The organism is Xanthomonas sp. NCPPB 2922, assembly GCF_041520885.1.
In the GTDB taxonomy this organism is placed as follows: domain Bacteria; phylum Pseudomonadota; class Gammaproteobacteria; order Xanthomonadales; family Xanthomonadaceae; genus Xanthomonas; species Xanthomonas campestris.
The window spans coordinates 147,187-167,948 of sequence record NZ_JBGOFY010000002.1 but is presented as its reverse complement, the minus strand read 5'-3'; the positions used below and the strand labels follow the sequence as shown (position 1 = coordinate 167,948).

At 65.2% G+C, this 20,762-nt stretch carries 17 protein-coding genes; 11 read left to right on the top strand and 6 right to left on the bottom strand.

What is annotated here, in order from left to right; translation table 11 throughout:
* Window positions 1–31: 31 nt before the first annotated feature.
* Entirely contained in the window at window positions 32–370 is a 339-nt protein-coding gene (locus ACD584_RS03260) for a hypothetical protein (RefSeq protein WP_076036512.1), read from the top strand.
* Window positions 371–494: 124 nt separating this feature from the next.
* Here ACD584_RS03260 and ACD584_RS03255 read toward each other — a convergent pair whose 3' ends face one another.
* Complete coding sequence (locus ACD584_RS03255; protein ID WP_011038768.1) at window positions 495–1,067, bottom strand: hypothetical protein; 573 nt, start codon at window positions 1,065–1,067, stop codon at window positions 495–497.
* Between the two features lie 798 nt (window positions 1,068–1,865).
* A complete protein-coding gene (locus tag ACD584_RS03250) occupies window positions 1,866–5,399 on the bottom strand; it encodes a CheR family methyltransferase (protein ID WP_076036513.1) in 3,534 nt (1,177 codons plus the stop codon).
* A gap of 200 nt (window positions 5,400–5,599) precedes the next feature.
* Between ACD584_RS03250 and ACD584_RS03245 the strand changes: the two genes are divergently transcribed.
* Window positions 5,600–5,983, top strand: a complete 384-nt coding sequence (locus ACD584_RS03245) for a response regulator (protein WP_076036514.1) — start codon at window positions 5,600–5,602, stop codon at window positions 5,981–5,983.
* Here ACD584_RS03245 and ACD584_RS03240 read toward each other — a convergent pair.
* A complete protein-coding gene (locus tag ACD584_RS03240) occupies window positions 5,977–6,171 on the bottom strand; it encodes a hypothetical protein (protein WP_075272345.1) in 195 nt (64 codons plus the stop codon). The genes ACD584_RS03245 and ACD584_RS03240 overlap by 7 nt on opposite strands.
* A gap of 32 nt (window positions 6,172–6,203) precedes the next feature.
* Window positions 6,204–7,487, bottom strand: a complete 1,284-nt coding sequence (locus ACD584_RS03235) for a sigma-54 dependent transcriptional regulator (protein WP_014506450.1) — start codon at window positions 7,485–7,487, stop codon at window positions 6,204–6,206.
* A gap of 527 nt (window positions 7,488–8,014) precedes the next feature.
* Here ACD584_RS03235 and ACD584_RS03230 point away from each other — a divergent pair.
* The 3 genes from ACD584_RS03230 (at window position 8,015) to cydB (ending at window position 11,003) form a co-directional block, all read left to right on the top strand.
* A complete protein-coding gene (locus tag ACD584_RS03230) occupies window positions 8,015–8,311 on the top strand; it encodes a hypothetical protein (RefSeq protein ID WP_016945154.1) in 297 nt (98 codons plus the stop codon).
* A gap of 272 nt (window positions 8,312–8,583) precedes the next feature.
* Window positions 8,584–9,993, top strand: a complete 1,410-nt coding sequence (locus ACD584_RS03225; RefSeq protein ID WP_076037802.1) for a cytochrome ubiquinol oxidase subunit I — start codon at window positions 8,584–8,586, stop codon at window positions 9,991–9,993.
* Window positions 9,984–11,003, top strand: a complete 1,020-nt coding sequence (gene cydB / locus ACD584_RS03220) for a cytochrome d ubiquinol oxidase subunit II (RefSeq protein WP_076036516.1) — start codon at window positions 9,984–9,986, stop codon at window positions 11,001–11,003. Before ACD584_RS03225 ends, cydB begins: the two co-directional genes overlap by 10 nt.
* Before the next feature lie 86 nt (window positions 11,004–11,089).
* On the opposite strand, the gene ACD584_RS03215 is transcribed toward cydB, so the two are convergent.
* Together ACD584_RS03215 and ACD584_RS03210 are read right to left on the bottom strand one after the other, a co-directional pair.
* Window positions 11,090–11,275: a hypothetical protein gene (locus tag ACD584_RS03215; RefSeq protein ID WP_012439371.1), complete on the bottom strand. Its 186-nt coding sequence runs from the start codon at window positions 11,273–11,275 to the stop codon at window positions 11,090–11,092.
* A gap of 101 nt (window positions 11,276–11,376) precedes the next feature.
* Entirely contained in the window at window positions 11,377–12,018 is a 642-nt protein-coding gene (locus ACD584_RS03210; RefSeq protein ID WP_076036517.1) for a DUF6766 family protein, read from the bottom strand.
* Window positions 12,019–12,226: 208 nt separating this feature from the next.
* On the opposite strand from ACD584_RS03210, the gene ACD584_RS03205 reads away from it, so the two are divergent.
* The 6 genes from ACD584_RS03205 to ACD584_RS03180 all read left to right on the top strand — a co-directional run bounded on the left by ACD584_RS03205 (window position 12,227) and on the right by ACD584_RS03180 (window position 20,058).
* Window positions 12,227–13,093: a glucose 1-dehydrogenase gene (locus ACD584_RS03205; protein ID WP_011038778.1), complete on the top strand. Its 867-nt coding sequence runs from the start codon at window positions 12,227–12,229 to the stop codon at window positions 13,091–13,093.
* A gap of 380 nt (window positions 13,094–13,473) precedes the next feature.
* Window positions 13,474–14,628, top strand: coding sequence for a UDP-glucose 4-epimerase GalE (galE, locus tag ACD584_RS03200; RefSeq protein ID WP_076036518.1), 1,155 nt, complete (start codon window positions 13,474–13,476; stop codon window positions 14,626–14,628).
* Between the two features lie 35 nt (window positions 14,629–14,663).
* The gene (locus ACD584_RS03195; RefSeq protein WP_076036519.1) at window positions 14,664–15,848 is read left to right on the top strand and encodes a glycosyltransferase family 1 protein; all 1,185 of its coding nucleotides are present in this window, start codon (window positions 14,664–14,666) and stop codon (window positions 15,846–15,848) included.
* Window positions 15,836–17,032 carry a UDP-galactopyranose mutase gene (glf, locus tag ACD584_RS03190; protein WP_076036520.1) on the top strand — a complete coding sequence of 399 codons (1,197 nt, stop codon included), beginning with the start codon at window positions 15,836–15,838 and terminating at the stop codon, window positions 17,030–17,032. Before ACD584_RS03195 ends, glf begins: the two co-directional genes overlap by 13 nt.
* A gap of 93 nt (window positions 17,033–17,125) precedes the next feature.
* Window positions 17,126–18,277 (top strand): beta-glucosidase, encoded by a 1,152-nt coding sequence (locus tag ACD584_RS03185; protein ID WP_040941897.1) that lies wholly within the window; start codon window positions 17,126–17,128, stop codon window positions 18,275–18,277.
* On the top strand, window positions 18,274–20,058 hold the full coding sequence (locus tag ACD584_RS03180; protein WP_076036521.1) for an ABC transporter ATP-binding protein: 1,785 nt from the start codon (window positions 18,274–18,276) through the stop codon (window positions 20,056–20,058). Before ACD584_RS03185 ends, ACD584_RS03180 begins: the two co-directional genes overlap by 4 nt.
* The last annotated feature ends 704 nt before the right edge of the window (window positions 20,059–20,762 follow it).

The following is a 20,762-nucleotide window of genomic DNA, read 5'->3' as shown; positions in this document are numbered from 1 at the left end:
TTTTTGCTCACCGCACGACACAGGAGTTGCCATGAACGACAAGCCCAAACTGGAGACCCACGACGAACGCCAGTCGGCGTACCGCGGCGACGGCGGCGATGCGTCCGTCGACGGCCGTGGCCGGCAGGATCCTTCTGCCGCTGCCACCGCTGATGCCGCACCACCGCAGAATGGCCAGCCGCAAGCCTATTACCCGCGAGGGCATGGCCACGGCGGTGGGCTCGGCGAAGGCGAGCCGGACGGGCATGCCGAGCGCGACGGCCAGACCCAACCCAACTTTGGCCAGAGCGGCACGTATGGCAAGCAGGACCATCAGCAAGCCCAGCAACGTGCCCGCGCAGATAGTGATGGCGAAGGCGACGACACCTGACTTCGGTCATGTCGGGACGACATCGCTGCCCACTCGGCATCGTTGTATCGGTTTCGCAGAAACACCAAGGGGCGCAGCGCGCCCCTTCTTCATGTGCTCTGCTACGCGCCTGGTGCGCAGGTGATCAAGCGCGCAACAGCGGCGCCGGGCGTCCTTCCGCTGCCCATTCGGGGCGCACGCCGGCCGCTGCAGCGCAACGCTCCAGGCGCCAAGGGCTGAGACGACGCATTGCCTCGTGGCCGCTGAGCTGCAACCACTGCGCAACATCGCCATCGATACACAACGGCCGGTGCGTGGGCATGCTGGACGACGAGGCCACCAGCAACGAGAACCCCATCTGCAGGCGGCCGCCGATATCCATCACATTGCGCAGCCCGGCCGCGTACAGCGCGCGGTTGTCCGGGCTCAACCAGGTGGCCGCTGTATTGCCATCCACCGAGGCGGTGCACACGAACCCGCATAACGGAATCGCGCAGCGCTGGGTTTCCCAGATCGCCAGATCCACACCGCCCAGCCAGCTTGGCTCCTGCATGTGCAGCGAGCGTTGCTGACCGGGCGCACGGCGGCCGAAGGTGGCACGCTCCTCGCGCTTACCGCCGCGGTCGGCGACCAGAATGTCGGCATCGGCACCCACGCCGACCTCGACCCATGCGTTGCTCGCCACCCTGGCGGACAACTGAAGAATGCGCGTAATCATGACTGCTCCACTGTGCGAATCGCGGTGACACACACAGCTACGCAAATAGCGCGCCAACTATTTGACGACCGCATGCCTGCGCAATGTAGTCATGCCAAGGCCGCCAGGACGCCGTCTTCAAAAATTTCTCACATCACGCCGCAAGAACTGCATCGGCGCGCAAGATTTTCCATAACGCAGGCGTATGGAAACGCCTGTGGTGTAGCCAGCGAGCGCATCTGCATCAACGTTTGAAGCTGTGTTGCGGACGCATCTCTACGTGTGCAAGAGATGCGCAGCGCATGCACGCCAGTGCGACGGGTCCGCAGCAAGACGATCGAGCAGACTCAGGCGATGCATCGCACATTCACCGGCACTGGCTGTCGCCACCCACGCCGACAATCACGCTGATTGGTAGACCGACGCGCTGCATGCGTGCTGAAACAACGTGCACGTGACGCAGCGCAATGACACGCACTGCGCCGCGGCACTGTCCTCGCATTATTTTTCTTGCTGCCAACGGCGGCCAGGCGCCGTGGAAGGGCAAGACTGCGGGAGCGGCGCACTGCGGCACGTCTGGGCGCAGCATTGGCAACCGCGCCGCACAGCTGCGCTTGCCCCTTTCACCGCCGGCAACGCGGAACAAGACGCGGAACCGCGCCTTCGCCACGCCTGCTGCATTGCCGCCAGCGACGCCAATGCAACGCACAGCGTAGGAGCGCGCTTGCGCGCGATGTGACTTACACGCAGCGCCGCCGCCCTGCAGGGACGCGACACCAAACCCGCATCCCTTCGCCCCAGCAACGTGGGGCGCTGCCCTCAGTCGTCTACCGACGTCAGCGGCAGCTGGATCTCGCATTCCAATCGCGTGTCGCTGAGCTCGTAGCGGGTCTGCGCGCCGTGGCTGTAGGGCAACGCCTTTTCGATCAGGCGCCTGCCGAAACCGCCCTCGTCGGCGCGGTTCGAGCGCAGCTGCAGGCCGGCGCCCTCTTCCACCCACGACAACACCAGCCGTGCCGGCGCGTTCTCGCTGGTCTCCACCCGCCAACGGATGGTCAGCGTGCCGGTGTCCACCGCCAGCGCACCGTACTTGCGTGCGTTGGTGGCCAGTTCGTGCAGCGCCAATGCCAGGGTCTGCACGGTGGATTTGCGCAAGGCCACGTCCGGCCCGTCGAGGATGATGCGGCGCTGATCGGGCTCGGCACCGAGCGCATCCAGCTCCATGCGCAACAACGCGCCGATGGTGGCCGGCGCATTCTCTGCCTGCGAGAGCAGCCCCTGCACACGCGAGAGCGCGGCCAGCCGGTCTTCGAACTTGCCGGCGAACTCGTCCATGGTGCCGCTGCTCTGCATGGTCTGCGTCGCCACCGACTGCACCACGGTGATGAGGTTACGGGTGCGGTGCTGCAGCTCGGTCACCAGCACGCGCTGCTCTTCCTGCAGGCGGCGCAGGTTATCCGACTTGGTGGAGGTGCCCAGCCATTCCAGCACATGCCCATCGTCGTTGCGCACCGGCGCGCTGCGGGTATGGAACCAGCGGTAGCCGCGCTCGGCCGCGTTGTAGAGCCGGTGCTCCACATCCAGCCCGCCACTGGCCGGGCAGTCGCGCCAGGCATCCATGGTGAGTTCGCGATCGTCCGGGTGCACCGCTTCCAGCCAACCCAGCTCGCGGCTTTCCTGATCGGTCTGGCCGGTGTAGGCCGACCATTGCGGGCTGGACCAGGTCCAGCGGCCGCCATCGAGCGAGCGCCACACCAGCTGCGGAATACCCTCCATCAAGGTGCGCAGGCGTTGCTCGCTACCGCGCAGCGCATCTTCGGCACGGGTCAGCGGGGTGACATCCATGAAGGTGATCACCGCCCCGCCGATGAAGTTGTCCACCGTGCGGTACGGCAGCACGCGCACCATGTAGCGTGCGCGCGTGGTGGGGTTTTCCACCTCGCGGTCGAGCACCGCCAGCGTGCGGATCACCCGGCGCACATCGTCCTGCAATTCCTCGTAGGCCACGCGCATCTTGATGTGGCTGATCGGGCGATGGATATCGCTTTCCACCAGCGGCACGATGTCGGTGACGGCCGGGGTGAAGTTGGTCACGCGCAGTTCGTTGTCCAGAAACACCGTGGCGATCTGGGTGCTTTCCAGCAGGTTCTTCAGATCGCTGTTGGCATGCGCCAGCTCCTGCACGCGATGCGCCAGCTCGCCGTTGACGGTAGTGACTTCCTCGTTGACCGACTGCAGCTCTTCCTTGGAGGTCTCCAGCTCTTCATTGGCGCTTTGCAGCTCTTCGTTGAGCGACTGGTATTCCTCGTTGGAGGACTTGAGCTCCTCGTTGGTGCTCTCCAGCTCCTCGATCATCGCCTGCAAGCGTTCGCGGGTGATGCGCAGCTCGTTCTCCAGCACCTGCACGTGCTCGTTGTCGGAGGCAGGCGCGCGTGCGGCCGGTTCGGCCAGCTCGCGCGATTCCACTTCCTGGAACAGCACCACATAGCCACGCGGCACCTCCGAATGGGAGGTGGGTTCCACGAAGATGTCCACCGCCCAGGTGACCCCGTCACCACGCATCTGGATGCCCTTGACCTGCACCGGCGCATTCTCCGACTCCGCCCGGCTCAACGCCCCGCGCAGTTCCAGGCGCAGGTCGCGGTGCACCAGGTTGAGCAGGTTGAGGCTGGGCGGGCCACTGCCGGGGCGCACGAAGCGCCCGGCCTGCGAGGAGAAATGCATCACATCGAAGTGCTCGTCCAACACCGCGTACGCAGGCGCGTAGCGGTCGGCGATGCGCTCGCCCGCACGCACCAGCGCCTGGCTGGACGAACGCAAGCGCTGCACCGGCGCCGGCACCTTGCCCGGGCGCGCCGGCGGCAATGACGGAAAGGTGGAATGCAGCCGCGTCTCGGCATCGATCTTCTGGAACACGCGGAAGCTGCGCTCCACCGGTGCAAACAACTTGGCATGGCGCGAGACGTTTTCCGCATTGCCCAGGAACAGGTAGCCGCCCGGCTTCAACGCAAAATGGAACAGCGGGATCACCCGGTTCTGCAGTTCGGCATCCAGATAGATCAGCAAGTTGCGGCACGACACCAGATCCAGCCGCGAGAACGGCGGGTCCTTGACGATGCTGTGCTGGGAAAACACGCACAGCTCGCGCAATTCCTTGCTCACCGCGTAGGTGTCGCCTTCCTTGGTGAACCAGCGCTTGAGGCGCTCCGGCGCCACTTCGCCCACGATGCTGGACGAATAGCGCCCCACGCGTGCGGTGGCCAGCGCGCGGCCATCGATGTCGCTGGCGAAGATCTGGATCTGCGGCACCGACTCCAGCGTCTCGGCATGTTCGCGCAGCAGCATCGCCAGCGAATACGCCTCTTCCCCGGTGGAACACCCCAGCACCCAGACGCGCAGGTTGTCGCCATTCTGCTTGCCCTGGAATAGCCGCGGAATCACCTGCTGCTCCAGGAACTCGAACTCGCGGCGGTCGCGGAAGAACTGGGTCACCCCGATCAGCAAATCGTTGAACAGCAGCAACGGCTCGTCCTGGCGGCTGCGCAGTACATCCAGGTACTGGTCCAGGGTATCGACCTGCACCACCTGCATGCGTCGCTGCACCCGGCGCAGGAAGGTGGCGCGCTTGTAGCCGTGGAAATCGTGCCCGGTGGTGTTGCGCAGGATACCGGCGACCTGACTGAGCTGATTGCTCTCCGCGACGCTGCGCACGCCTTCCGGCACGGCATGCGCAACACCGTGATGCCGTTGCATGTGCGCGGAGATGCGTGCGGCCACGCGCGGCAGCGGCAGGATATCGTCGGACAATGCGGCCGGGCTGCTGGCGCTATGCAGGTCCACCCCATGCAGCGATGGATCGTCCACCACCAGCGCCAGCCCACCGCATTCCTTGATCGCCGCCGTGCCCAACGTGCCGTCGCCATCCACGCGGCCCATGATCAGGCCGATGACGTTGCCGTCCTGGTCGTGCGCCATCGAGACGAAAAAGCTGTCGATCAGGCCATGGTCGCTTTCGCCATCCAGCGGGCGCAGACGCAGGCAGCCTTCTTCCAGCGTGACCAGGGTATCGGCCGGCGGTAGATAAAACCGGCCTGGCTGCAAGCGGTCGCCGTCACACGGCGCCACCAGTTGCTGGGATTGGGAGCCAAGCAGGTCGCGCAGCCGCGCTTCATCCAGCAGCGCGCGGTCGCGCAGCAGCAGCATCACCGCCAGGTTGGCCCCGTTGCCGATAGTCTCCAGCAGCTCGGCCAGCCGCGTGGCATCCAGCCCGGTGGCGCCAACGCCTAGAATAAAAAGGGAGGAATGCACAGCGGCGTCGCTGTGGACGTCGCTGCGGAGGGAGGTATCGGTCATGAGAGTCGCATCAGCCAGCGACAACTGGCCGCCATAGAACGTAGATGATCGCGCAAACCGGCATCGCCTGCCATGACACCCCGCTTCTGGCCGCTGCATGTGCAGGTCTGACGCGCCCGCTTACGCATACCGTTAACCGACGTTGCGTACATCATGCGCTGCGCGACTCTCTACACCTTGTGTCTTACCGGAGTCATCCCATGCACGACAGCCCCCTGCGCGGCCGCCGCATCCTGGTGGTCGAGGACGATTATTTGCTGGCCGAATCGCTCAACGATCTATTGGCCGAGGCCGGTGCCAAGGTGGTGGGGCCGGTGGGCAACGTGCCCGAAGCACTGTCACTGGTGACATCGGGGATCGGCATCGATGGCGCCCTGCTGGATGTCAATGTGCGCGGCCAGGCGGTGTTCCCGGTGGCCGATGCGTTGCTGGCGCGTGGCGTGCCGTTTTCGTTCTGCTCCGGCTACGACCGCTACACGCTGCCGCCGCGGTATGCGCATCTGTCGTACTGCATGAAGCCCTACAACCCGCGCACCATCACCGCGCTACTCAGCAGCCAGCACGCGCCCGTCGAACATCACTGATCGGCCGTATCCGGCGCGGTTTCTGCGGGCGGCTGCAGCGCGCGTTCTTCTTCGCCCAGCTGATTGAGCAGCTCCACCGCGGACTGGTGCGCGGTGCGCAGGGTGTCCAGCGGTTTGGAAGGGGTTTCGGCGCGCAGCGAATACAGCGCGAAGCCCATCACATTGAGCCGGTTACGCAACTGATGCATGAGCTCGCGGCGACGCAGGTGGGCCGCATCGCTCACGCGTTGTCCTTGTCGCTCAGGCGGTTGTGCAAGGTGCGCACGCTGATGCCGAGTTCGCGCGCAGCCGCCTTTTTGTTGTAACGGGTGCGTGCCAGCGCCGCTTCGATCATGGCGTCTTCGGCCTGGCGCATGGTCCAGCCGGCCGGAATCAGCAGCCCGTCTTCGTCGGCCTGCGGCACGGTCTGCTCCACCTCGGGTGCGACGAGCAGGTCGCCATCGGTGCGCAGGTACAGGTAACGGATGAACGAGCGCAGCTCGCGCACGTTGCCCGGCCAGGTGTGGTGGGCCAAATAGCGCAACAGCGATTTGGTGGGCAACTTGCGCTTGCCATAAGTGGCGTTGAGCTCGTCGATCACGCGCAGGCCGAGCAGGCGCGCATCGCCACGGCGCTCGCGCAAGGGCGGCACCTGGATCGGGTATTCGTTGAGGCGATAGAACAGGTCCTCGCGCAGCACCGCCTGGTCGCGCTGCACGCGCTGGTGGGTGGCGGCCACCACGCGTGCATTCAACGGGATCTCTTCGCTGCCGCCCACGCGCATGAAGGTGCGCGACTCGATCGCCCGCAGCAGGTACACCTGCAGGCGCATCGGCATCTCGCCGATTTCGTCCAGGAACAGCGTGCCGTCGGCCGCCTGTTCCAAAAAGCCCGCATGGCGGCGGTCGGCACCGGTGAAGCTGCCGCGCTCGTGGCCGAACAGCTGGCTGGCCAGCAGTTCTTCCGGGATTGCGCCGCAGTTGACCGGCACAAAGCGCCCGCGGCGCCCGGACACGCGGTGGATGGCGCGCGCCACCAGGTCCTTGCCGGTGCCGGTTTCGCCGGTCACCAACACGTTCAGATCGGTCGGCGCCACGCGCACGATGTCCTTGCGTAACGCCACGATGCTGTCGCTGTTGCCGACGATGCCCAGGTTGCCCTGCTGCGCCTCGCGCAGCCCGCCCAGCACCCGCTCCAGACGCTCGGGGGCGAATGGCTTGGTGAGGAACTCGCTGACACCGAACTGATGCGCACGGCCTTGGGTCTCGCGCGCGTAGTCGCCGGACACCACCACGATCTGCGGGGTGTGGTCCGGGTCGAGCCGCTCGATCAGGTCGAAGCCGCTGCCGTCCGGCAGGCCGACGTCGACCACCAGCAGATCGGGGAAGTTGCTGTCCAGCCAATGGCTGGCTTCGCCAAGCGAATGCATCCCCTTGGCGCGGAAGCCGCTATCGGTGGCCAGCTCCACCACCTGATCGCAGAACTCCACGTCGTCGTCGATGATGGCGCAGGAAAGACGGTCCATAGGCGCTTCTGTCCGCAGTGACTAGTACATGTTCGGTTGAAAATTGTGACGACGGCGCGAAGATCGCAGCCTGTCATCCCCCGGTCCTTCACCCGCCGACAGCGGAACCATCCCACGCTTGCCCCCGTCGCGGCTAGAGCTCGCCAAGTCGCTTTCGGACGTTCGCCGGCCACAGCGGGTTCTACCAGTGCCAAGCGTCATGGTCCGGCCCGGTCGGCGTGCCAATCCCGCACACGCGCCGAGTACTGCAAAGGGTTGGGCCTGCGCGACCGCGAGAATCTGCGGCCGGTGGCAAGGAGCCATGGATCAGCTCGGTTGATTCAGAACGAAGCGGCAAGGATGCCAGCGGAGTCAGCGGCAGCCAATGCATCGTGACGCATCGGACTGAACCCTTCATGGGCTCCCGCCCGGGCGACTGACTTACCCACAAATTACGCACCGCGTGTCAGCACCATGTGTAGAAACCGCTCACGTGCAGCTGCGCGCAAGCTGCCAACACTGAGGCGACACAGGTGATGAGGTGTCCCATGAATGCACTTTCGGCGCAGCCACGCACTGCGCATCCGCGTGCAGATGTGCAGGCGGAACTGGCCCACTGGCGTGCCGAGCACCGCCGTGGCGAGCTTGGCTATTACCCGTTCGACGGCATCCCGGAGGCAACCATCCGCGCGGTCTGCGATGCCTGGAATGCGCATCCCCAGCTGACCGACCAGCAGGCGATTGCCGCCGTGCGCGACGCGTTGTGCCTGACGCCGGGCTCGATGAACGCGGTTCTGGCGGACTGGCTGGCCCCGCGCTGCCTGCGCCATCTGCGTCGTGGTTGAACGCGCGGCGCGACAGCGCCCGGCAGCGCGCGAACGCCGATCTGTGCAGCCGATCACGGTCGCGCCCGGCCAGGGCGCGGACCCTGTTCGCGCAGTGTTGCGTCAGCGCGGCGTACCTGCGCGCCAGGCGGGCGTGATGCCGACTGCGGTGCCTGCTGCGCTCGGCCGGCATGCCTGCTCGCGGCGTGCGGCCTGTGCCGGCGTCGCAGACAGCAGCGCCGGTGCGGCTGGCCTGCGCACGCCTGCTCAGCCCGCCCTCTAGGGAGATGTCTGTGGACGCGTTGCTGCTCTCTCGCATCCAGTTTGCGTTCGTGATTTCGTTCCATGTGCTGTTCCCCGCCTTCACGATCGGGCTGGCCAGCCTGTTGGGATTTCTGGAATGGCGCTGGCTGCGCAGCCACGACGACGTGTGGAAGCGCCTGTATTTCTTCTGGCTGCGGATCTTCGCGGTGTCGTTCGGCATGGGCGTGGTCAGCGGCATCGTGATGGCGTTCCAGTTCGGCGCCAACTGGCCGGAGCTGAGCCGCATCGCTGGCGGGGTGATCGGCCCGCTGCTCAGCTATGAAGTGCTCACCGCGTTCTTTCTGGAGGCCAGCTTCCTCGGCGTGATGTTGTTTGGCTGGGGGCGCGTGTCCGAGCGGCTGCACTTTTTCGCCACCTGCATGGTGGCCCTGGGCACGTTGGTGTCCACCTTCTGGATCCTCTCGTCCAACAGCTGGCTGCACACCCCGCGCGGCTTCCGCATGGTCAACGGCGTGGTGCATCCGGTGGACTGGCTCCAGATCATCTTCAACCCGTCGTTCCCGTACCGGCTCACCCATATGGCGCTGGGCTCGTTCATCACCACCTGCTTTGTGGTGGGCGGCGTGGGCGCGTACTACCTGCGCAAGCGCAAGCATGTGGACGCGGCGGCGCTGATGCTGCGGCTGGCGGTGGCGTTTGCCGCCATCGTGCTGCCGATCCAGGTGTTGGTGGGCGACCAGCACGGGCTCAACACGCTGGAACACCAGCCGATGAAAGTGGCGGCGATGGAAGCGCACTGGCACAGCGATGGCGACGGCAATGGCGTGCCGCTGGTGGTGTTCGGCGTGCCCAATGCCGATGCCGAGCGCAACGATTACGAAGTGGCGATCCCGCGGCTAGGCAGCCTGATCCTGACCCATTCGCTGGATGGCGAAATCGCCCCGCTCACCTCGGTGCCGCGCGAGGAGCGCCCGCCGGTGGCGCCGGTGTTCTTCGCATTCCGCATCATGGTGGGCCTGGGCATGGCCATGCTGCTGCTGGCCTGGATCTCGGCCATCGCGTGGTGGCGCGGGCGGTTGCACGCGCGCCCGCTGATCATTGCCTGGAACCTCATGTTACCGGCCGGCTTCATCGCGCTGGTGGCCGGGTGGTTCGTTACCGAGATCGGCCGCCAACCGTATGTGGTGTACGGGCTGCTCCGCACGGCCGATGCGATGGGCCCGCAATCGACCGCGATGGTGGCGGTGTCGCTGGCGGTCTACGTGGCCGGCTATGCCTTCGTGTTCGGCTGGGGTATCTGGTACCTGGCCAAGCTGATCCGCACCGGCCCGCAACCGCGCGGCGATGGCCCGGACGTGGCCAGCGGCGAACACACGCCTGCGCGGCCATTGTCGGCGGCCGATGAATCCCTGGAACAGGAGCACGCGCCATGGACTTGAGTTACTGGCTGCCGGTGGTGTGGTTCGGCGTGATCGGCTTCGGCGTGCTGATGTACGTGGTGCTGGACGGCTTCGTACTGGGGCTGGGCATGCTGGCACCGTTCGCACGCGACGAGCAGGAAGTGGACCTGATGATGAACACCGCCGCGCCCATCTGGGACGGCAACGAGACCTGGCTGGTGCTTGGCGGGGCCGGGCTATTTGCGGCGTTCCCTACCGCGTATGCAGTGATCCTCTCCGGGCTGTATCTACCGGTGCTGTTGATGGTGATGGCGCTGGTGTTTCGCGGCGTGGCGTTTGAATTCCGCTTCAAGGCGCATCGCTCGCGGCGGCTGTGGACGCTGTCGTTCATTGGCGGCTCGATGCTCACCGCTTTTGCGCAAGGCATCATCCTGGGCGCATTGGTGGAAGGCATGGCGTTGGACAACGGCCGCTACGTCGGCGGCGTGTTCGGTTGGTTCAGCCCGTTCACCATCCTCACCGGGGTGGCGCTGGTGTTCGGTTATGCGTTGCTCGGCAGCACCTGGTTGATCCTCAAGACCGATGGCCGCACCCACGAACTGGCGCGCCAGCTCACCCGCCCACTGGTGGGCGTGGTGGTGGCCTTCATGGTGCTGGTCAGCGCGTGGCTGCCGTTCCTGAGTTCGCACGTGATGGCGCGCTGGTTCGAACACGGCAATTTCTGGTGGCTGTCGCCGATCCCGGTGATCACCGCGGTGGTGGCGATGCTGCTGTGGCGCGCCGGCAACACCTCGCGCAACCATGCCTCGCCATTCCTGTTGACCCTGGCCATCTTCGTGCTGGGCTTCATCGGCCTGGTGCTGGGCATGTGGCCGTACCTGGTGCCGCCGAGCTACACCATCTGGCAGGCTGCAGCGCCGCCGTCATCGCAGATCTTCCCGATGGTGGGCTTGATCGTGCTGCTGCCGCTGGTGCTGGGCTATACCGTGTGGTCGTACCGGGTGTTCCGCGGCAAGATCGCTGCGGATGTGGGCTACCACCATCATTGATCAGCTGACGTGCGCGTTGCGTTTTCCGCCACATAAAAAAACGCCCGCAAGATGCGGGCGTCATTATTTGCACCGATGCGCGGCGGTCAACGCCGTTCGGAGCCGTCCGGGCGTTCGTAATCGTGCTCCGGGTCGGCCTTGTTGACGTCACGGTCTTCATCGGGCATGTCGTGCTCTTTCCATTTGACGTCCTCGTTGCGCCGCTCTTGCGGCGTGAACGGCTTCTTCTGGTCGTCTTCCGGACCCCACGGTTTTTTTGGTTCGGTCCCCATATGCACTCCGCTCTGGACACAGTTTTGTTGTGCTCAACGCTAGGCACGCGCGCATTGCCGAAGGGTGAAGGTGCAGCAGCGTTACGTGAAGGCAGCGCCCCTCAGCCACCGGTCTGGGAATGCGGTGCGGCCACCGGCTTGGATTGCGGCGAGTCCTTCTGCCGCAACCAGATGGTCAGCACCACCAACGAGAACACCGCCAAAAATTCGCTCTGCCAGTTCTGCATCGACTCGAACCAGAACGCGGCGTCGGTGAAGTGCTGCAGCAAACTGATCGGCGGCAGCCCCTGCTGCGCGCGCTCGGCCAGTTCCAGCCGCCAGCTTCCCAGCAGATGCAGCACAAAGCTCAGCAGGAACAGCACACCGAAGGCGATGGCCAGCGAGTGCTCGTACAGGCGCAACCATAGGCCGCCCTTGCGCACCAGCCAAGGGGTGCGGCCCGGTGCAATCTCTCTCGTTTCTTCATCAGGATCGAGCGGCCGCGATTCGGCCGAGCCTACCTGGCGCAGTTTGACGGTGAGCAGCACATACATGCCCATCTGCAGGAATTCGCTTTCCCAGTTCTCAAACAACGCAGAGATGAAGTGCCCGCTGCGCAGGTACTGGCCCAGCGTCAGGGTTGCCTGCCGCAACTGTGCCAGTTCCTCGTTATAGGCATGCAACCCCGCATACACCTGGGCGGCGATAAACAGCAGCGTCAGCCCAAGCAGACACAACGACAAACCATGACGACGAAAGATCATCTGTACGCTCCTCTGGCCGAAATTATTCGAGCAAGCACAGCAAAAACGCATGAATACTGCGTAGTGAACCGCCGCAATCAGCAGCGAGTGAGTGCCGCGCGGCGGTGTGCGTAGCCAACACACATCGCGGCGACATCGCCTATGCCCGATGTTTACTTCTGCGTGGCCACACTGACCGTCCAGCTTCCTTCCCCGTCAGGAGATCACCATGCCCGTGCCCAACTACCCGCGCCCGCCATTCAAGCCGCAGCAACAAGGCTTCCCCGGCAAGACCGACAAGATGGACCCGCGCCCGGATCACGGCGAAGACAGCTACGTGGGCCACGGGCAACTGAAAGGCAAGCGCGCGTTGATCACCGGTGGCGACAGCGGCATTGGCGCTGCCGTCGCCATCGCTTACGCACGCGAAGGCGCGGATGTGGCCATCGCCTTTCTGCCGGATGAGCAGGAAGACGCATCACGCATCGGTGCGTTGATCGAAAAAGCCGGCGTGCGCGCACTGCTGGTGGGTTGCGACATCAGCGACCCCAACCAGGCTGCGTCCTTGATCGACAAGGTCAACAGCGAGTTCGGCGGGCTGGACATCCTGGTCAACAACGCCGGCTACCAGAAGTACTTCCAAAGCTTCGAAGAAATCACCCTGGACGAGTGGCGCAAGACCTTCGATACCAATGTGCACGCAGTGTTCAACCTGGTGCGCTTGTCGGTGCCGTTGATGAAGGATGGTGGCTCCATCATCAACACCGCCTCGGTGCAATCCAAGAAGCCCACGCCGAACATCCTTCCCTACGGCGCAACCAAGGGTGCGCTGGCCAATCTCACCATCGGCCTGGCCGGCGTGCTGGCCGAAAAGCAGATCCGCGTCAATGCGGTGCTGCCGGGCCCGATCTGGACACCGTTCATTCCCGCCGGCATGGACGAAGAATCGGTGGAAAGCTTCGGCTCGCAAACGCCGATGGGCCGCCCCGGCCAACCAGTGGAGCTTGCATCGGCCTACGTGATGCTGGCCTCCGATACCGCCAGCTACACCTCCGGCACCTTGCTCACCATCTCCGGTGGTGCGGTCACGCTCTGACCGACACAACGCTTTTCCGCGTTCTACAACGCCACTCGCTCGAGTGGCGTTTTTGTTTGCGCATCACTGCATGTGCGCGCACATCAGACACTGCATCTGGCAGCCACGTCCGTGCGTGATTTTTCGGTCAAGGCCGCACTCGCGCTGCGCATACTTGCTGTTGCGTTTCTTCTAACGGCGCGATCCATACCGTAGACACCACTGGATCGTGATGCATGACCTCTTCCGCGTTGCCACTTCTTGCCGCAGGCACCACGCGGCGGTGAAGCAGTGCGCCTTGGGAATCAGGGCCATCACACATGCGCACCCGGACGTGCGATCCGGCGCAGCACGCGCCACTGGCTAGCTCGCGCGCCCGCGCCCCCACAAGGCCCACAGCAATGAGAATCCTGGTCACCGGCGGTACCGGCTACATCGGCTCCCACACCTGCGTTGAATTGGCGCGGCGCGGACATGAGATCTGCATCGTCGACAATCTGAGTAATTCATCCGAGCGCGTGCTCGATCACCTGGCCCACCTGATTGGCGCGCGCCCGGCGTTTCATTGCATGGACGTGCGTGCGCCCGAGCTTGCCGAGCTGATGCAGCGCGAGCGGATCGAGGCGGTGATCCACTTCGCCGCGCTCAAGGCGGTGGGTGAATCGGTGCGCGAGCCGCTGCGCTACTTCAACAACAACGTCACCGGCACGCTGGCGCTGCTGCGTGCGATGCGCACTGCCGGGGTGGCCAACCTGGTGTTCAGTTCGTCCGCCACCGTGTACGGCGACGAGAACACCAGCCCGATCGAGGAACGCGCGCCGTTGAAGGCGATCAACCCGTATGGGCGCACCAAGCTGATGATGGAAGAAATGATCGGCGACCTGAGCGCGGCCTGGCCGCAATTCAACGCCGCGCTGCTGCGCTACTTCAACCCGGTGGGCGCGCATCCCAGCGGATATCTCGGCGAAGATCCGCGTGGCGTGCCGAACAATCTGATGCCGTACATCGCCCAGGTGGCAGTGGGCCGCCGCGATGCGCTGCAGGTGTTCGGCGACGATTACCCCACCCCTGACGGCACCGGCGTGCGCGACTATCTGCACGTGATGGATCTGGCGCGCGCGCATGTGGATGCCATCGAATATCTGCACCACGAGCGCCGGGGGCTGGTGGTCAACCTGGGCACCGGCCGCGGCCATAGCGTGCTGGAAGTTGCCGCCGCATTCGAGCGTGCCAGCGGGCGGCGCATTCCGCTGCAGTTTGCACCGCGGCGCGATGGCGACGTGGCGGTGTATTACGCCAGCACCGCGCTGGCCAACCGCCTGCTCGGCTGGAAGGCGCAGTACGACCTGGAGCGCATGTGCGCCGATACCTGGCGCTGGCAGTCGCTGCATCCGGAAGGCTATGCGCAATCGCGCCTGGTGCGCCCGCGCGCCACCACACCGATGGGCGAACGCGTGGCGCCGCTGCGCAAGCTGCTGCCCGGCGCCAGCGATGGTCGCCGCCGTCACGAGCCCGCGCGTGCCTTGCTGCCCGCACACGGGCATTCCGGCGCCTGAGGCGCCATTCCCCTTCCCCCGATCGAGGACCTTGCATGAGTTGGGCTGGACACTTTCAATACGACATCGGCAAGAGCCGCCGTGCCGTGCCATCGGCGACCACACCGCAGTTCGATGCCACACGCCCGACCCTGCTGTGCCTGTCGCACCTGCGCTGGAGTTTTGTCTACCAGCGCCCGCAACATCTGATGTCGCGCTTTGCGCAAGACGCCAACCTGCTGTTCTGGGAAGAACCCATCGCCTGCGACGAGCCCGAGCCCTGGCTGCAGGTGCGTGGCGAAGAAGGCGGCGTGCAGGTGCTGGTGCCGCGGCTGCCGGCCGGCTGTGAAGGCGACGCCGCCACGCAGGTGCAGCGCCAGTTGCTGGATGGCTACCTGGCCGAGCTGGGCGTGCGCGATCTGGTGCTGTGGTACTACACGCCGATGAGCCTGCGCTTCAGCGATCACCTGCAGGCACGCACGGTGGTCTACGACTGCATGGACGAGTTATCCGCCTTCCGTGGCGCGCCGCCAGAGCTGGTGCAGCGCGAACGCGAGCTGTTGCAGCGCGCCGATGTGGTGTTCACCGGCGGCTATAGCATCTGGGAAGCCAAGCGCGCCCTGCACGCCAACGCACACCCGTTCCCGAGCAGCGTAGACGTGGCGCATTTCGCCGCTGCGCGCACTGCGCAGGACGACCCACCGGATCAGGCCGACATCCCGCACCCACGGCTGGGCTTCTACGGCGTGATCGACGAGCGGTTCGATGTGGCGTTGCTCGGTGAGATTGCCGCGCAGCGCCCGCAGTGGCAGTTCGTGATGATCGGCCCGGTGGTGAAGATCGACCCGGCCGAGCTGCCGCGCGCCAGCAACATCCATTACCTGGGCGGCAAGACCTACGACGAACTCCCCGGCTATCTCTCCGGGTGGGACGTGGCATTGATGCCGTTCGCCTTGAACGCCTCCACGCGCTACATCAGCCCGACCAAGACGCCCGAATACCTGGCGGGCGGCTGCCCGGTGGTGTCCACGCCCATCCACGATGTAGTGCGCACCTACGGCGATACCGATGTGGTGCACATCGCCGAGACCCCATCTGCATTCATCGCCGCCTGCGCAGCCGCGTTGCAGGACAGCGCCAACCGCGACCAGCTGCTGGAACGCGCCGACGCGGTGCTGGGCGATATGTCCTGGGATCACACCTACGATTTGATGAAGGAGAAGATCACATGGACACCCTGAAGGCTTCCGGCGGCGCACCGCTGGCCACCGAGCGCAGCGGTGGCAGCCGCCGGCGTGGTTTCGATTACCTGATTGTCGGCGCCGGCTTTGCCGGCAGCGTGCTGGCCGAGCGCCTGGCCGCCGGCCTGGGCAAGCGCGTGCTGGTGGTCGACCGCCGCCCGCACATCGGCGGCAACGCCTACGACTTTCACGACGATGCGGGCGTGCTGATCCATCGCTATGGGCCGCACATCTTCCACACCAATGCGCAGCGCATCGTGGACTACCTGTCCAACTTCACCGAGTGGCGGCCGTACGAACACCGCGTGCTGGCGCAGGTGGGCGAGCAGCAGGTACCGATCCCGATCAACATGACCACCTTGAACGCACTCTACGGCCTGCAGCTGCGTAGCGAAGAAGAAGCCGCCGCCTTCCTGGCCAGCCGCGCCGAACCGGTGGCCGAGATCCGTACCAGCGAAGACGTGGTGATCAACCAGGTGGGCCGCGAACTGTACGAGACCTTCTTCCGTGGCTATACGCGCAAGCAGTGGGGGTTGGATCCCTCGCAGCTGGACAAGTCGGTGACCTCGCGCGTGCCCACCCGCACCAACGACGACGACCGCTACTTCACCGACACCTTCCAGCAGATGCCGCTGCACGGCTACACGCGCATGTTCGAACGCATGCTCGACCACCCCAACATCAAGGTCATGCTCAACACCGACTACCGCGAGATCCGCGACGAGCTCGACTACCACCAGCTGGTGTACTGCGGGCCCATCGACGAGTACTTCGACTATTGCTACGGCAAGCTGCCGTATCGCTCGTTGAAGTTCGAACACAGCACCGTGGATCAGGAGCAGTTTCAGGCAGTGGCCACGGTTAACTACCCCGCCGAGGAGGTCGCCTACACCCGCATCACCGAGTACAAGCACCTCACCGGCCAGCAGCACCCCAAGACCAGCATCACCCACGAGTATCCGTCTGCCGAGGGCGACCCGTACTACCCTATTCCGCGTGCGGAAAACGCCGAGCTGTACCGGCGTTACGAGCGGCTTGCCGCGGAAACGCCTAACGTCACCTTCCTTGGGCGGCTGGGCACCTACAAGTACTACAACATGGACCAAGTGGTGGGGCAGGCGCTGGCCTTGTACAAGCGCATCGAAGATGCCGAGCACAAGCGCCGCGCCGAACTCGCCGCATGAGGCATGACCGCGCTAGCCGGCAGCCATGTGCTGCCGGCCACTGGTTTGACGATGCGACGTGGCTCCGGCGCGCGTCGTGCAGCAGGATGTGAGATGCATACCCCCACAGTGTTCGACAGTTTCTTCATGGCCGGTTTCGAGTGCTCCACCCATCGCCGCCGCGATGGCCGCCGGCTCGATCTGATTGCCGGCACCCGGCACGACCGCTGGGCGGCCAACGACTACCGCGCGGTGGCCGCGCATGGCTTGCGCACCGTACGCGATGGGCTGCGCTGGCATCTGATCGAGCAGCGGCCCGGCCACTACGACTGGTCCAGCTTCCTGCCGATGCTGCATGCGGCGCAGGCCACCGGCACCCAGGTGATCTGGGACCTGTGCCATTACGGGTGGCCGGATGATGTGGATATCTGGCGCCCGCAATTCGTGGAGCGCTTTGCGCGTTTCAGCGCCGCGGTGGCGCAGTGCGTCAAGAACGAAACCGATGCGGTGCCGGTGTATGCACCGCTCAACGAGATCTCGTACTGGGCGTGGGCCGGTGGCGATCAGGGCCGCATGCATCCACTGGCGCGCGGGCGTGGCTTCGAGCTCAAGCACCAACTGGTGCGCGCGAGCATCGCCGCGATCGAGGCGGTGCGCAGCGTGGAGCCGCGCGCGCGCTTCGTGCAGGTGGACCCGGCGATCCATGTGGCCGCGTCCAACGACCGCCCCGGGCCACGGCGCGAAGCCGAACGTCTGCGGCAGGCGCAGTTCGAAGCCTGGGACATGCTGTGCGGCACGCAATGGCCGGGCCTGGGCGGCGCGCCGCAGTATCTGGACATGATTGGCGTGAACTACTACTCCAACAATCAGTGGTATCTGGGCGGGGCCACCATCGCGGCAGATTCGCCTGACTACCGCCCGTTCTCGGAGATGCTTGGCGAGATCTGGCAGCGCTATCAGCGCCCGATCGTGGTGGCAGAAACCGGCGCCGAAGGCGACCACCGCGCCCGCTGGCTCGATCACGTGGGCGGCGAAGTGGCGCTGGCGCTGCAGCGTGGTGTGGCGATGGAAGGCCTGTGCCTGTATCCAGTGCTCGACTACCCCGGCTGGGAGAACAACCGTCACTGCCCCACCGGGCTGCTCGGCTACGCCGATGCGGCCGGCGAGCGCGAGGTGCATGCCGAACTGGCCGCGCAGCTGCGCCACGAACAGGTGCGCTTCGGGTTCTCCGCACCACAGTTTGCCCTGGACGACATCGCCACATGAGTACCGCCGCCGCCGCGCAATCGGAGTTGCTGCCGGCCAGGCCGGCACGTTTTCTGTGGCACTACATCTGCCAACGTCCGTGGCACTTCGGTGGGCTGCTGGTGTTGATCATCGGCGCGGCCGGCTGCGCGGTCGCGGTGCAGTACGGCATGAAGCTGCTGGTGGATGCCATGTCCACCGATCAGCGCATCCAGGCCGATGTGTGGACGCCGCTGGGCCTGTTCATCGGGTTGATTGCGGTGGAAAACCTGTTCTGGCGGTTGGGCGGCTGGCTGGGTTGCCGCACCGTGGTGGCCAGCGTGGTGGATATCCGGGTGGACCTATTCCGCCATCTCACCGGCCACCCGATGCGCTATTTCACCGAGCATTTTGCCGGTGCGCTGGGCAACCGCATCACCGCATTGGGCACCGCCGCCGGGCAGATCTATGGCGGCCTGGCGTGGAAGATCCTGCCGCCCATCGTCGACTTCATCGGCGCCATCGTGGTGCTGTTCACCGTGGACTGGCGCATGGCCGCCACCTTGATTGGGTTTGTGGCGGTGGTGGCCGCAATCATCACCGGCTTCGGCATCCGCGGCCGTGCCAAGCATCAGCGCTTTGCCGCGCAGGCCGCACGCGTGGGCGGCGAGCTGGTGGATGCGGTGTCCAACGTGTGGACGATCAAGGCCTTTGCTGCACGCGACCGCGAGAGCGCACGCCTGGCGCAGGAAATCGGCCACGAGGCGGTCGCGCACCGGCGCAGCTGGATGTATGTGGAAAAGGCCCGCGTCATCCACGACATCTGCCTGTCGATCATGGCGGGCGGCATGCTGATCTGGGCGATCAGCGCCTGGCGCAGCGGTGCAGTGAGTGCCGGCGATGTGGTGCTGGTCAGCGCCTTGACCTTCCGCATCCTGCACGGCTCACGCGACCTGGCGCTGACCCTGGTCGACACCACGCAGCAGCTGGGCGCCATCGCCGATACCTTGCAGATCATCCTGCAGCCGCACGCCCTGCCCGATGCCGATGCACCGCTGGCGCTGGCCGAAGGCGACGTGCGCTTTGAAGGCGTGCGCTTTGCCTACCCGGACCGCCCGGCGGTGATCGAGGCACTGGACCTGCACATTCCCGCCGGGCAGAAGGTAGGTATTGTTGGCCCATCCGGCGCCGGCAAGTCCACGCTGATCGCCTTGATCCAGCGGCTGGACGATGTGGAATCGGGCCGTGTGTTGATCGACGGCCAGGACATCCGCAGCGTGAGCCAGGACAGCCTGCGCGACCGCATTGCCGTGGTGCCGCAGGAAACCGCGCTATTCAACCGCAGCATCGCCGACAACATCCGCTACGGCCGCCCGGAAGCCAGCGATGCCGAGGTCCACACTGCGGCACGGCACGCCTTCTGCGATGGCTTCATCCGCGAACTGCCGCAGGGCTACAACACGTTGGTTGGCGAGCGCGGCGTGATGCTGTCGGGCGGCCAGCGGCAACGCCTGGGCATTGCGCGTGCGTTCCTCAAGGACGCCCCGATCCTGATCCTCGACGAAGCCACCTCCGCGCTGGACACCGAATCCGAGGCAGAGATCCAGTCCGCACTGGACCACCTGATGCGCGGCCGCACGGTACTGGCGGTGGCCCACCGCTTGTCCACGGTGATCGGCTTCGATCGCATCGTGGTGCTGCAGGACGGGCGCATCGTCGAAGACGGCAGCCCGGCCGAACTGCGTGGACGCGGCGGCGTGTTCGACAGCCTATGGCAACGCCAGGCGGCGGGCTTCGAACAGCCGGTGGCGGAAGATGCGTGAGGGGCGGTATGGCTGTGCGCAGGCTTGCGTTGCTGAGCGTTGCGGGGCTTGAAGTAGACCTGCGTTTTTGAGAAGCGTGGCAGCAGCGCAAGCCTATATCCGAAGCGTGGTGCTGGGCACACGCAGACTTGTTCGGATCACTCACTCGAGACCCGGCGGCATAGGCAGGGATGCGAACGCGAAACGTTGCCCCGCCATCTCCGCCTTCGAGCGGCTTCTCTAGCATCAGCGAGTGCTGCTCGCAGCCCACCAAGCGACTGCGTGACTGAGTGATTGAGCGACGAGTGGGCCATGAAGAACCGATGCCGCATCGACTCGGGCAGAGCTTCCGCGATTGAATGCCAGCGGCTACCAGCTAGGTTCGCTGCCTGCGCTTTGGGATCGGTCTCGGTATCAGGCGACATCACGCTAAGCCACCATCAGAATCACAACAGCGCAGCAGATCGTCACATAGCCGAGCACAGGGCGAGTGCCGATATGCAGCAATCTCTCATGACTTTGGTGGTCGAACGAACACGAGGATATAAGAGGCAAGAACGTTCACGCCTCGTGGTGCGCACGCACGTGCAGCTGATCTGGATGCAATCGATGCCCTCGAATGCGATCTACCTACGCAAAAAGAACAAGGGCGACCGTGGCCGCCCTTGTTTCCCATCACATCCACTACTGTCAACTCAGCAGGCACCCGGCAACACTCACCTACA

Coding starts and splice junctions, on each gene's coding strand:
- ACD584_RS03260 (WP_076036512.1), top strand. CDS start 32: ATGAACGACAAGCCCAAACTGGAGACCCACGACGAACGCCAGTCGGCG.
- ACD584_RS03255 (WP_011038768.1), bottom strand. CDS start 1,067: ATGATTACGCGCATTCTTCAGTTGTCCGCCAGGGTGGCGAGCAACGCA.
- ACD584_RS03250 (WP_076036513.1), bottom strand. CDS start 5,399: ATGACCGATACCTCCCTCCGCAGCGACGTCCACAGCGACGCCGCTGTG.
- ACD584_RS03245 (WP_076036514.1), top strand. CDS start 5,600: ATGCACGACAGCCCCCTGCGCGGCCGCCGCATCCTGGTGGTCGAGGAC.
- ACD584_RS03240 (WP_075272345.1), bottom strand. CDS start 6,171: ATGCATCAGTTGCGTAACCGGCTCAATGTGATGGGCTTCGCGCTGTAT.
- ACD584_RS03235 (WP_014506450.1), bottom strand. CDS start 7,487: ATGGACCGTCTTTCCTGCGCCATCATCGACGACGACGTGGAGTTCTGC.
- ACD584_RS03230 (WP_016945154.1), top strand. CDS start 8,015: ATGAATGCACTTTCGGCGCAGCCACGCACTGCGCATCCGCGTGCAGAT.
- cydB (WP_076036516.1), top strand. CDS start 9,984: ATGGACTTGAGTTACTGGCTGCCGGTGGTGTGGTTCGGCGTGATCGGC.
- ACD584_RS03215 (WP_012439371.1), bottom strand. CDS start 11,275: ATGGGGACCGAACCAAAAAAACCGTGGGGTCCGGAAGACGACCAGAAG.
- ACD584_RS03210 (WP_076036517.1), bottom strand. CDS start 12,018: ATGATCTTTCGTCGTCATGGTTTGTCGTTGTGTCTGCTTGGGCTGACG.
- ACD584_RS03205 (WP_011038778.1), top strand. CDS start 12,227: ATGCCCGTGCCCAACTACCCGCGCCCGCCATTCAAGCCGCAGCAACAA.
- galE (WP_076036518.1), top strand. CDS start 13,474: ATGAGAATCCTGGTCACCGGCGGTACCGGCTACATCGGCTCCCACACC.
- ACD584_RS03195 (WP_076036519.1), top strand. CDS start 14,664: ATGAGTTGGGCTGGACACTTTCAATACGACATCGGCAAGAGCCGCCGT.
- glf (WP_076036520.1), top strand. CDS start 15,836: ATGGACACCCTGAAGGCTTCCGGCGGCGCACCGCTGGCCACCGAGCGC.
- ACD584_RS03185 (WP_040941897.1), top strand. CDS start 17,126: ATGCATACCCCCACAGTGTTCGACAGTTTCTTCATGGCCGGTTTCGAG.
- ACD584_RS03180 (WP_076036521.1), top strand. CDS start 18,274: ATGAGTACCGCCGCCGCCGCGCAATCGGAGTTGCTGCCGGCCAGGCCG.